Origin of the sequence: Desulfosporosinus sp. (genome assembly GCF_014237355.1) — a bacterium.
Classification (GTDB): Bacteria; Bacillota; Desulfitobacteriia; order Desulfitobacteriales; family Desulfitobacteriaceae; genus Desulfosporosinus.
In genome coordinates, this window is sequence record NZ_JABZFS010000064.1 from 1 (window position 1) to 12,007 (window position 12,007).

The following is a 12,007-nucleotide window of genomic DNA, read 5'->3' on the forward strand; positions in this document are numbered from 1 at the left end:
ATAACGGCCACGGCACCAGGCAAAGTTGAGAGTAACTCTATAAGTGTCAAAGTAGCCGCAGCGCTAGCTCCAACAACATTACCTGAGGTAGAAGGAACTGTAAGGGCCGGAGACAAGATAATTTCAGGAATCACAGATGCCGATGCATTGGTATGCGTTAATAGAGACGAAACTGTAATTGGCAAAGCAACAGCTGATGGAACCGGTGCCTATACTGTGACCCTAAAGGACGGTGTAACCTTACTCAAAGATGATAGGTTAGCCATCGTTGCTAAAGCACCAGACAAGTCTATAAGTGAAGCCGTGAGCGTAACTGTTGATGCTGAGTTAGTCGAGATAATAGAACCAATAGAAACTGAGGTAATATCCGAAGCTGCAGACCCTGAAGCAACAACTGAAGTTGTAGAAGCTGATACAACTACCGAACCGACAGAAACTGAGGTAATATCCGAAGCTGCAGACCCTGAAGTAACAACTGAAGTTGTAGAAGCTGATACAACTACCGAACCGACAGAAACTGAGGTAATATCCGAAGCTGCAGACCCTGAAGCAACAACTGAAGTTGTAGGAGCTGAGACAACTACTGCACCGACAGAAACTGAGGTAATAGCCGAAGCTACAGAACCTGAAGCAACAACTGAAGTTGTACAAGCTGAGGTAACTACTGAACTGTAGAAATAATCGGTAGAGTTTATTAACTAAACGAAAAGGGGCAGCCTTCAAATTCCGCTGGCCCTTTTTCATCGCTTCCGCAACATAATTAAACCACTTAACATTGACTAGATATTATTGCTGAATCTGAGTTCGAACACTCAGAACGGGGGATTTTATTTCGGGGTGAATCACGTTTGCTTTTGCGTGTAGGGCTTACACCTTTAGTCCGAACCCGTCAACTAACCTCGTAAGCAAAGAAAGGTGGATAACAATATTGGTTTCATCCGTAAGAAAGTGGGGGAGCGTGATAACTCTCTCGGGAATGATACTGACATCAGGCCTTATCGGAAGCACTATTTCCACTCAAGCATCCGTTAAGCAACAAGTTTTAAACACAATAAATAGTAAGAGCAATGTAGAGATTGTACGAGACAAGATGAATCGCATTAACCTTGTTTCGGCTGGAAACGATCTGACAAAAGAAGCAGAGGACCAAACGAAAAACCAAGAAAACATTGCGCTTAGTGAGCAACCTAAAACGAGTGATGACTTGAAAAAGGCAGACGGCCAAGTCAAACCGCCGGATAAGAAGTATACTAAGAAAAATGATGCGTCGATTTCAAGTAACTCTAAAAGCATTTCGGTTCCAGAAAAGAAAACAGTTTCTGCGACTAAGCCAAATGTTTCTCAGCAAGTATCCAGAGGGAGTTCAGAGGTTGATAAGTTAATTAGCCGGGCTAGGAGTTTACAAGGAGTTCCTTATCTGTGGGGTGGTACGACAAGAGATGGTTTCGATTGTTCAGGTTTTGTTCAGTATGTATTTAAGGCATCAGGAGTTTCTCTCCCCAGGACATCGTTTGAACAGTACAAAGTTGGAACTCCTGTCAGCCGTGATCAACTCAAACCTGGAGACCTGGTGTTTTTCACCACCTATAAACCAGGGGCATCTGACGTGAGAATATATATCGGAGGCGGACGAACAATCGGATCTGCCAGCGAAGGGGTAGGAATCCATAGTCTTTCTGATAACTATTGGTCCAAGCGTTATATTGGAGCACGCAGGGTTTTATGATCTTAGTCGTTTCTTACAACTTGAGAGCCATTAGGGGTTATACCCACCAAAGATGTCCGAAAGAGTATAATGTAAAGGAGAGTCGCAAAATGAAAAATAGGGGAGACCATAAATCACATGGTTTATTAATGTTACTATGCTGTTTAGTTCCGATTATACTTCTTGGAGTACTGTCATCGTTAAACTTGCCAAGTTCAGGTATGAAAAATGTATTATCGGTTCTATTAGTTTTGGCTTGTCCATTAGGGCATTTATTAATGATGAAATTTATGGTTAATAATCATAAACATCAAAAGGAGGAGATGGGAGAAAAACGAAAAGAGATTTTGAATTGAAAGCATCAATAAATTAGACATGGAATTAAATTGAATGTATAAATCGAATACTGGGGCATAATATAGCTCATCCAGTTCGTTTTGCTCTCATCAGCTTGATGGGAGCCTTTTGTTTGATAAATCTGTATATTGATGTCACTATCTGCTTAGTTTCTATTATTCTTTGGCAGAGCTCTCATCGTTTAAGAGTCATTTGTTTCACTTGACGGCAGTTTAATGGAGCAGTATGTTCTGTGTATTTCTCAAGTTGCAAAGAATTTTGAATTATTTGGCTTGCTGTGAGACAAAATACACTTAATTTAGGTGAAACAACTATATTTAAGGAGGAATTCTATTGATGATGAATGGATGGGGTGGCTATGGTGCGTATAGTGGAGGATATTGGTGGATGGGTTTAATCGGTATGGTAGTCCAAATGATCTTTTGGATTGGTTTGTTCGTTCTTGGAGTGTATTTATTTCGGCGTATAGGCAAACACACCCCTATCGAGACAGCAAACAGGAGGGATGCCTTGGACATTTTACGTGAACGCTATGCTCGTGGAGAAATTGATACCGAAGAATTTCACATCCGTCGTGATATTCTGCAAAGTAAGTAAACTAGTATGGATAACGGAGGGAGGCTAATTAAAAGCTACCACCTTTTCAGGTGATAGCTCTTGGTTTAATTTTATCGTGAAAGTATTTCCACGAATTCTTCTCCTGTAATGATTTCCTTTTTCAATAAATAACGCGCCAGCTCGTGCATCTTATCGGTATTTTCTTTCAAAATACTGATGGCCTTTTTATGAGCACTCTTAATGATAGCGAGCACTTCATCATCTATTTTTGCCGCTGTTTCAGAGGAACAGGTAAGGGAAGTATCGCCTCCAAGGTAGGGGTTATTTACAGTCTCTAGTGCCATCATATCAAAGTTTTCGCTCATACCTAACCTGGTGACCATCGACCGTGCAATCCTAGTGGCCTGTTCGATATCATTAGATGCGCCTGATGTAAACGTGCCAAAGACCAACTCCTCAGCAGCGCGTCCTCCGGCAAAGGTAGCAATCTTATTGAACGCCTCTTCCTTGTTCATCAGCACACGATCGCCTTCTTCAACCTGCATGGTGTAGCCAAGCGCACCCGATGTTCTTGGAATGATGGTGATTTTATGCACAGGAGCCGAATTAGTTTGCTTAGCAGCAACCAGAGCATGACCAATTTCGTGATAAGCAATGATCTCTTTTTCCTTGTGAGAAATTACCGCGCCCTTACGTTGATAACCTGCAAGCACAACCTCAACAGATTCCTCTAAGTCATCCTGTTCGACACGTGTTCTGCCATATTTAACCGCGCGCAGTGCCCCTTCATTAATGATATTAGCCAAATCGGCACCTGAAGCACCTGAGGTCGCTCGTGCAATAGCTTTAAAATCAATATTGTCTTTCATTTTGATCGTTTGGGCGTGAACTTTTAAAATTGCCTCACGACCTGCAAGATCGGGAAGTTCAACCGGGATTCGGCGGTCAAACCTACCTGGACGGAGCAGTGCCTTATCTAAAGTTTCGGGGCGATTGGTAGCAGCGAGTATAACCACACCTTTTTTACCATCGAAACCGTCCATTTCGGTGAGTAGCTGATTAAGAGTCTGTTCACGTTCGTCGTTTCCTCCGATTCCGCCATTACCACGTTTTTTGCCGATAGTATCAATCTCGTCAATAAATACGATACAGGGAGCTTTTTCGTTCGCTTGCTTAAATAGATCACGTACTTTAGCAGCACCCATACCCACAAACATTTCTACAAACTCAGAGCCTGAAATCGAAAAGAAGGGAACTTTTGCTTCTCCTGCTATAGCCTTCGCTAATAGAGTTTTACCTGTTCCAGGAGGGCCTACAAGCAATGCGCCCTTAGGTAGACTTGCACCAATTTCAGAGTACTTCTTGGGGTTGTGAAGAAAATCGACAATCTCAGCGAGTGCCTCTTTCGATTCGTCCTGGCCAGCTACATCGGCAAAGGTTTTGCCAGTCTGTGCCTGAACATAGATTTTAGCATTGCTCTTACCGAACGACATAGCTTTCATGCCGCCCATACGTTTTTGCATCTGACTTATTAACAGCTGTCCTATTCCAATAAAGAGAACTAGAGGCAGAATCCATGTCATAAGGAAACTATACAGAAAGGAATGCTCTTTCGGAATGACCTGAGAGAATTCTACACCCGCACTGTGTAGACGATTAACTAGATCCGGATCGTTGATAGTTCCTGTGGAATATGAGCTGTCCTGTTCAGTTTCGTCTTTGGCAGTAAAAATAATTTGAGTATCCTGAATTTCAACCTTACTCACTGCTCCTCGTTCTACCTGGTTAAGAAAGGTACTGTAGTCAACCTGGGTGACCTGTTGCTCCAATAATGTTGGAAATACAAATGCATTGAGTAGCATCAGAATCATCATTGCGACCACAGAATAATAGATTAAAGATTTCGCTGGCTTTTTGGTTTTATCCATAATCTTTCACTCCATTTATAATTGTCTCAATAGGTCGTATTGTTAAAATCCCGACAGTAATCGATAAAGGTGCCTGTCAAGCCTCCTATTATTTGAACTTCCACGTGAAAGTCCGTGTTGGTGTATCATAAACATTGCTGACGCTCAAGGTCATTACGCTTCCTGCAGTCGCCTTAGTAAATTCCGGACTTTCGACTTGCAATTCAGCGGAAGAATGATGACCAGAGCCATTCTTCTCCAAAACTTGAACTTTAACAGGAATTTCTTTGTTATCTAACTGAATTCTAACATTTTGTGCAAAATCAAAATTATCGACATCTAGGGCGTGATTATTAATACCTATCAAAAACCGCTGAGAAGAGATTTTATCTTGCTTTTCCCACTGTACGCTGACCTGTAGTCCTTCCCAATCATCAATAATTGGTTCGGTATATTCCTTTGGCAGGTTTTCACTAGAATTGTTAGATGCAATGGTCGCTCCATCAGACGTCAATTGTTCTGCTGCATTTAGACCCCAATAGCCACTTCCAACTAGCATTAGAGTTAACACTCCTATGATTACTTTTGTTTTCAATGGTCTTCCTCCTTACAATACACTATCCTAACTTATTTCTGGAAAACAGGAAGGCTTCCAAAGAAAGCCTTCCATGAAGAGGAGAGAAAAAAGAGAAAAAATATTAACAAAACTAATATATATCATTTATATAAAGAACCTATGAATTAAATGTGAATATCTAGTGAACTCTAGTGTGTACTACTTTGCTGGGGATTCTATATTGGGATTAAGAAGTTCCTGAAAGGCTTCAGTTCCGAACCTTGAAACAAATCATTGAATGACTCTTGGAAATGTCGTTGAGTTTTGTAAAAGTTGAAAAAGTCCTCTAGAACCTGATGAACTCTATCGGAGGGGAGCGCGCCTTGGAGCGTGGGTGCAAATCCTACACTTCCGAGGCTTCCTTATGTAATTTACGTAGACAAACTATTACTTTGCTAAGTACCTGCCTCTTGTGCCGTTATAGTATTGTAGTTGTGAGTAAAAAGGTGATAATTATAGGCGGTTTAGCTGGTGGGGCTTCTATTGGGAAAGGAGTTCCTAGGATATTCATGATAAATTCATAACTCATTCATGAGAAAGTCGCATCTTTACTCTATACTTCAAGCATGGAAGTTAAAGCTTAAAAAAATAACTTGAATTTTAGGGAGGATATAAACACATGAAAAAGATTATCAGTAAAAAGTTAATTGCGATTCTAGGGAGTGCAGTTCTTGCAACCGGGCTCATTGCGATACCAGCGTTCGCGGGAACATCGAATGATGAAGGACAAAACTTGTTCGGTCAAATGCGATCCTTTATGGCCTCAAGTCAATCCCATGAAATCATGGATTCCAGTGCAATGCAGAACTTGCACAACTCTGAAGCTATGCAGGAGGCTATGCAAACTGGAGACATTGACAGGATGCAAGAAGCAATGAACCCTAATCCGGAAGTCAAAGCTTTTCTAGGAGAAGAAACCCTCAATCAAATGAACCAGTTCATGCAAGAGAACGGTCAAGCGATGAGTCAAATGATGCAAGGTCAAAACTTAGAGGCCATGAATCAAATGATGAATGTAAGATAAAAAGATAATGCGTTGGCCCAGGTTTGAGGACCTGGGCTCGTATTATCTTATTATCTTTCCCCCCGTCTCCCCAGTCCTCGATTTATCCGCACAATAAAATCGTTCGAATATCGAAGGGAGATCGAAACGATCAGTTCATCTACTACATTTCTGCCAATATTATGTACTCTTCTCAAATAAGTTCGTTTCCCTCTTTGGCTAGTAGTAAGTTTGCTGAATCGTTAGTTTTGACACTTAAACCTCTTCATATAATAGACTTTTGTATAAGTATCGGAAATTTCAGGGGGCACCATGTAAAAATGTGTATCATAGAATTTCTTAACCTACCCCTCGATACTTAAACAAGCGGACGAATATATTGATGATCCAGGAGGTGATCGCTAGATTGAAAAAATCTTAAATTGGTTCCGTATTGGATCTATCAAGCAAACACTAATAGAATGTATTATGAAAGGATTTGAATGAATAATGATGAAGAACAAAGCTTTAATGGTTACACTATCAATGGCTATGGTACTGGGATTAGCGGGGGCTGTAAACGCTACTACAATTGGCAGCAATACAACGAATATGTAGCCAAAGACTACGTACGCACAGGCCTATATGGATAACAATGATGTAACAAGCACGGAAGTGGAGAAGGTAGAAACCACTCAGCCAGATCAAACAGTTTCCACCCAGACAGATGTCTACGATCAAATGATGAGTCCCAACCCTACCATGACTAACCAAATGCAAAACATGGCGACCGATCCTCAGATGCAAAACATGTCTGAAAATGCTCAAATGCGGAATATGCCTATGAATGACCAAATGCAAGATATGCCAATGAATACCCAAACAAATGGCCAGATGAATTATCCCAAACACATACAAGGAATGAATGGAATAAATAATCCAAACAATTCTAACGCTTCTCAACAGCCTGACCAGAAATCAAGCAGCCAGAATAGGATGGGGTCCATGGGAAGAATGGGAAGATAAATCTTCAGAAAGCTAAATAATCTTAGCTTAGGCTAATAAAAGGCTCGGACCGTATAAAGGGTCTGGGCCTTTTAACATCTTCACAAGAAATTCACAACTAATTCATGAGTTTATCGTATTTGAGGATTATTGTAGGGATATAGAATTAATCCATGAGTGAGCTTGAGTATTTTTTTGTTAAGGAAAATAGGGTAGTCCCCTATACTATTATCGAATTGGTGGTGAGTGAATGAACAATCCGGCAAAAGATGTTTCTATTGATTGCCAGGATCTGAACCAAGAAGGAGGCAAACCTAGGAGTCATCATGACGAAAAGACAATCCAGCAGATTATCGCCCGGATGAACCGAATCGAAGGGCAAATACGGGGCATTAAAGGAATGATCGAGCGTCAAACTTATTGTGATGACGTCCTGAATCAGATAGCCTCGGCTCAATCTGCCCTCGACGGGGTCTCGAAGTTGCTTTTAGAAAAGCACATGAAATCATGCGTGAGGGAACGGTTGGAAAGTGGTGACACTGAGGTAGTGGATGAAGTCTTAAAAACGGTGTTTCGGATGTTGAGATAATCTTTGGTAGATAATATAAAGTGAAAAGGAATCTGAAATCAGATGGTTAATTGGAGGTACAAGTTATGAGTGAAGCAATAAGAAACGAACATCTTGCCCAGGTAAGTTTACCGGTACAGGGCATGACTTGTGCAGCTTGTGTGGCAAAAGTTGAAAAGACCTTAAAAACCATGACCGGTGTGCAAGAAGTTCATGTCAATTTGCTTTCAGGCAAAGCCGCTGTGACTTATGAGAGTAATCAGGCAGGAGTACCCCAGATGGTAAAAATGATTCAAGACATCGGTTACGAAGTGCCGGAGGAGGAAGTTTTGCTCACTGTGCGGGGTATGAGTTGTGCAGCTTGTGTCGCTAAAGTTGAGAAGGCCGTTAAGGGAATGCCAGGAGTAACCTCTGTTGTCGTTAATTTACCGGCCGAGTCAGCTAAGGTAACGTTTTATCCCGGTGCCGTGGATAAAGCCCTGATCAAAAAAGAAATTCAAGCTTTAGGGTATGAGGCTAGGGAAAAGGTGACCGGTCAGGAAGCTTTGGACCGGGAGAAAGAGGCGCGGCAGAAGGAATTACAGTTTCAAACACGCAATATGTGGATTGCCTGGCCCTTATCCATTTTGGTGATGATTGGCATGTTTCGAGATATGTGGATCTTTCCTTATTTTGTCCCGGAGTTTTTGGGTAACGTTTATGTCCTTTGGGCTTTGACCACGCCGATTGCCTTTATTCCTGGTTGGCAGTTTTTTAAACACAGTTGGAATGGACTAAAACGTGGCGCAACGGATATGAATTTACTCTATGCAACGGGGATTGGTGCTGCCTATATTATTGCGACCATCAATACCTTCTGGCCCGATGCCGGCTTCGGCGGACGGGGAGCTGCCTTTTTCGAGTCAGCGGCATTGCTTACAGCGTTCATCGTTTTAGGGCGCTATTTGGAAGCTCTTACCCGAGGCCGAACTTCGGAGGCCATCCGAAACCTAATGAGTTTGCAAGCTAAAACGGCGCGGGTGATTCGTAATGGTGAAGAAGTCGAGATTGCTGCCGATGAGGTGGAGATCGGTGATATCGTGGTTGTGCGGCCTGGGGAAAGTATACCTGTGGACGGGGAAGTTACAGATGGTTATTCGGCAGTCGACGAAGCAATGATTACCGGAGAAAGCATGCCGGTAGAAAAACGAGCAGGTTCTCAGGTCACGGGCGCCACTATCAATAAGACGGGTTCGTTTAAATTTAGGGCAACGAGAGTTGGTAGCGAAACTGCCTTAGCCCAAATTATTAAAATGGTTGAAGACGCTCAGGCTTCCAAGGCGCCCATCCAAAAATTAGCCGATTTTGTGGCGGGCCATTTCATCGCTGGGGTCCATGTCTTGGCTTTAATTGTCTTCTTCTTCTGGTTCTTTATCGGGTACGCCTCTTTCTTCTCACCGGCAAGCCAGTTTATTCTTTCACCCTATAGTTTAGCGGAAGTGGGGGTCTTTGGCTTTGCCTTGCTCTTGTCAGTGACGACCTTGATCATTTCTTGCCCGTGCGCTCTCGGCTTAGCCACACCCAGTGCTATTATGGCTGGTACGGGTAAGGGTGCGGAAAACGGTATTCTGTTCAAAGGGGCGGATGCCGTGGAAGCGAGCAGCAAACTAAATGCAGTTGTTTTCGATAAGACGGGTACCTTGACCAAAGGTGAACCCTCAGTGACGGACGTCTACGCGACGGAAGGCTTTGTTCGAGAGGATGTTCTTAGGCTTGCAGCGATCACTGAAAAACCGTCTGAGCACCCCCTAGGTGAAGCTATCGTACGGGGGGCCAAGAAAGAAGGATTGTCGGTTGGAGATACCGATGACTTTGAGGCTATACCCGGTCACGGTGTTCGGGCAATCTATCAAGGGCAGACAATTTTGTTAGGAAACCGTCGTTTGATGCAGCAACAAACTATTGATATCGGAAACCTAAGTAAGAAGATGGAGCAGCTTGAGGAAGAAGGAAAGACAGCCATGTTGATGGCTATTGATAATAAGGCTGCGGGGATCATTGCAGTAGCTGATATCCTAAAGGAAAACGCCAAAGTGGCCGTGGAGCGTTTGCAACAGATGGGTGTACAAGTAGCCATGATTACCGGGGACAACCGAAGGACGGCTGAAGCCATAGCTCGACAGGTGGGGATTAAAACAGTCCTGGCAGAAGTGCTGCCCCAAGATAAGGCCGCCGAAGTGATCAAGCTTCAGGAGAAGGGTCTAAACGTAGCTATGGTTGGGGATGGGATCAACGATGCTCCCGCCTTAGCTCAGGCCAACGTGGGAATTGCTATTGGTTCAGGTACAGACGTTGCCAAAGAAACAGGCGACATCATCCTGATCAAGGACGATATCCGCGATGTGGTAGGAGCTATCGAAATTGGGCGGGCTACTATGCGCAAGATTAAGCAGAATTTGGTATGGGCTTTCGTTTACAACATCACAGGAATTCCCTTAGCTGCCGGTATCCTATATCCTTTCACAGGGCTTCTAGTTAGCCCGGAACTTGCCTCTTTCTTTATGGCAATGAGTTCGGTATCTGTAACACTGAACACGCTTCTCTTAAAACGCTTCCAACCCTCATTCCGAAGGGAACAGTTGAAAACTAGTATGCATCCAACACCTCAACCACAAACTGCACGCTAAGGAGGAGGTCTTACTATGAACGATTTAGAAGCAAAAGCCGCTAGGCAGGCTTCCGTGGTTTACACGGTACTTTCGCTTGCAATAACCTTAATATTTCTTGGCATAACATGGGTGGATGGAAATACCTATACTGCTGTGGCTCGGATCGGGGGAATGGTTTGGGTTTTTATCCTAAGTATGATTGTCTTCATGCCGATCGTCATTCCTATTGTGAAGAAGAGGATCATGGGATAAGAACGAGGCTAATTGAGTCATATAATAATCCAATTGATATTTAGTAAGCTTACTTTATTGTTAGAAAACTGTTTAGAAGGAGGAACACAAATTTGCTGCAAACTTTATTCAGCATTGGGGGATTTTCTTTAGGGTCTTACGGTGTAGTCGTTGCCATCTCACTATTAATTGGTTTAGGGGTAGCTTATCATTTAGCACCTTCTGAAAAGGAATATCGCCAGCATCTTGTAGACTTGTTGATCTATGCAGTGATAGGAGCGATTATTGGAGCGCGTCTTTGGCAAGTGTTCTTCTACGAGTGGGATTATTACTCCCTGCATCTCGCCGAAATCTTTATGATATGGCACGGTGGGATGGCAATTCAAGGAGCATTGGTTGGAGCTTTTATTGTGGGATGGATCTATACTCGTAAACACCAACTTGATTTTTGGAAAATGGCTGATATTGCTGCCCCAGGAATTATCTTAGGGCAGGGACTGGGAAGGATTGCCTGCTTTCTCAATGGGGACGCCTACGGAAGCCCAACCAACCAGGGTTTTGGCTTGGTTTATCCATCGGGAACTCCAGCTTATGAAGCTTATGGCAGCCAACCTCTTTGGCCTGCAGAGGTATGGGAAGGGCAATGGGACATGGTTGTATTTGCTCTGATCATCATCCTTTCTCGTTGGCGCAAATGGCCGAGGGGTATCATCTTTTTAACCTATATTGTGCTCTATTCACTAGGACGTTTTGCGTTAGAATTCTTACGAGGGGATGGCGCCCGTTATCTGTTTAATTTGACGTCAGCACAGTGGAGTAGTGTGGGAATGATTGTTATAGCTCTTGTTTCTGCTGCTGTGCTAATTATACCAAGGAATGGGACGAGAAATTAATCCAAGATTTAAAGGAGGTCTCTGATTATGTGGGAATTCTTAAATCAATATGGGTGGTATTTCTTTATATTTGGGATGATGTTCTTTATGCATCGGCGGGGTATGGGCTGCTGTGGAGGGCATAAGAAAGACCAAAAGAATTTTCAGGATCAACATGAAACAAAAACCCTTTGAAGAAAAGAATCAGAATTGGACTGAGGTAAAACTTCAGTCCAATTCTGTTATATCTATTATAATTTGTTCTCCATCCTTTTGAATTCTCTGTACGGTAGTTTCACTAGTACATCTCAATTCAACTTTTTATGACAAATTCATAGGTTATTCACAACTTAGGATTATACTGGAGTTATGTCAATGGGAACCATTGGTAGTATTAAGCCCAGGAAGTTAAACAAACTAATAAATTGTTTTGAATACAGCATGAAAAGATTTAAGGGATACTCCGGTTATCTGATAATCCTTAGTATAGGAGGTGTCTGCTTATCGAGAATACATAGAATTATTGGGTTTTTCGAATGTCAAGATTAGGAGAGATTT

14 protein-coding genes and 1 riboswitch are annotated in these 12,007 nt (G+C 42.7%); of the genes, 12 read left to right on the plus strand and 2 right to left on the minus strand.

Annotated features, from left to right (window positions below; genetic code table 11):
- From HGJ98_RS14180 to HGJ98_RS14195, 4 genes are all read left to right on the plus strand, one after another.
- Positions 1–675 (plus strand): hypothetical protein (locus HGJ98_RS14180; protein WP_367142735.1); only part of this gene is annotated, 675 nt, incomplete at its 5' end.
- Positions 676–780: 105 nt separating this feature from the next.
- Positions 781–923: riboswitch (cyclic di-AMP (ydaO/yuaA leader) on the plus strand.
- Between the two features lie 5 nt (positions 924–928).
- Positions 929–1,726, plus strand: coding sequence for a C40 family peptidase (locus tag HGJ98_RS14185; RefSeq protein WP_291352061.1), 798 nt, complete (start codon positions 929–931; stop codon positions 1,724–1,726).
- Positions 1,727–1,815: 89 nt separating this feature from the next.
- Positions 1,816–2,061 (plus strand): DUF2933 domain-containing protein, encoded by a 246-nt coding sequence (locus HGJ98_RS14190; protein WP_291352062.1) that lies wholly within the window; start codon positions 1,816–1,818, stop codon positions 2,059–2,061.
- A 337-nt stretch (positions 2,062–2,398) separates the two neighbouring features.
- Positions 2,399–2,659, plus strand: a complete 261-nt coding sequence (locus HGJ98_RS14195; RefSeq protein WP_291352063.1) for an SHOCT domain-containing protein — start codon at positions 2,399–2,401, stop codon at positions 2,657–2,659.
- A 71-nt stretch (positions 2,660–2,730) separates the two neighbouring features.
- Here the strand turns inward: HGJ98_RS14195 and ftsH are convergent, their stop codons facing one another.
- Positions 2,731–4,548 (minus strand): ATP-dependent zinc metalloprotease FtsH, encoded by a 1,818-nt coding sequence (gene ftsH / locus HGJ98_RS14200; protein WP_291352064.1) that lies wholly within the window; start codon positions 4,546–4,548, stop codon positions 2,731–2,733.
- A gap of 88 nt (positions 4,549–4,636) precedes the next feature.
- Positions 4,637–5,122, minus strand: a complete 486-nt coding sequence (locus HGJ98_RS14205) for a hypothetical protein (protein WP_291352065.1) — start codon at positions 5,120–5,122, stop codon at positions 4,637–4,639.
- A gap of 640 nt (positions 5,123–5,762) precedes the next feature.
- On the opposite strand from HGJ98_RS14205, the gene HGJ98_RS14210 reads away from it, so the two are divergent.
- From HGJ98_RS14210 to HGJ98_RS14245, 8 genes are all read left to right on the plus strand, one after another.
- Entirely contained in the window at positions 5,763–6,167 is a 405-nt protein-coding gene (locus HGJ98_RS14210; RefSeq protein ID WP_291352066.1) for a hypothetical protein, read from the plus strand.
- Positions 6,168–6,628: 461 nt separating this feature from the next.
- On the plus strand, positions 6,629–6,778 hold the full coding sequence (locus tag HGJ98_RS14215; protein WP_291352067.1) for a hypothetical protein: 150 nt from the start codon (positions 6,629–6,631) through the stop codon (positions 6,776–6,778).
- Positions 6,771–7,151, plus strand: a complete 381-nt coding sequence (locus HGJ98_RS14220) for a hypothetical protein (RefSeq protein ID WP_291352068.1) — start codon at positions 6,771–6,773, stop codon at positions 7,149–7,151. Before HGJ98_RS14215 ends, HGJ98_RS14220 begins: the two co-directional genes overlap by 8 nt.
- A gap of 229 nt (positions 7,152–7,380) precedes the next feature.
- Positions 7,381–7,719 carry a metal-sensitive transcriptional regulator gene (locus HGJ98_RS14225; RefSeq protein ID WP_291352069.1) on the plus strand — a complete coding sequence of 113 codons (339 nt, stop codon included), beginning with the start codon at positions 7,381–7,383 and terminating at the stop codon, positions 7,717–7,719.
- A 65-nt stretch (positions 7,720–7,784) separates the two neighbouring features.
- Positions 7,785–10,364, plus strand: coding sequence for a heavy metal translocating P-type ATPase (locus tag HGJ98_RS14230; RefSeq protein WP_291352070.1), 2,580 nt, complete (start codon positions 7,785–7,787; stop codon positions 10,362–10,364).
- Between the two features lie 15 nt (positions 10,365–10,379).
- A complete protein-coding gene (locus tag HGJ98_RS14235) occupies positions 10,380–10,598 on the plus strand; it encodes a hypothetical protein (RefSeq protein WP_291352071.1) in 219 nt (72 codons plus the stop codon).
- A 92-nt stretch (positions 10,599–10,690) separates the two neighbouring features.
- On the plus strand, positions 10,691–11,470 hold the full coding sequence (gene lgt, locus HGJ98_RS14240) for a prolipoprotein diacylglyceryl transferase (RefSeq protein WP_291352072.1): 780 nt from the start codon (positions 10,691–10,693) through the stop codon (positions 11,468–11,470).
- A 27-nt stretch (positions 11,471–11,497) separates the two neighbouring features.
- Positions 11,498–11,644 (plus strand): hypothetical protein, encoded by a 147-nt coding sequence (locus tag HGJ98_RS14245; RefSeq protein ID WP_291352073.1) that lies wholly within the window; start codon positions 11,498–11,500, stop codon positions 11,642–11,644.
- The last annotated feature ends 363 nt before the right edge of the window (positions 11,645–12,007 follow it).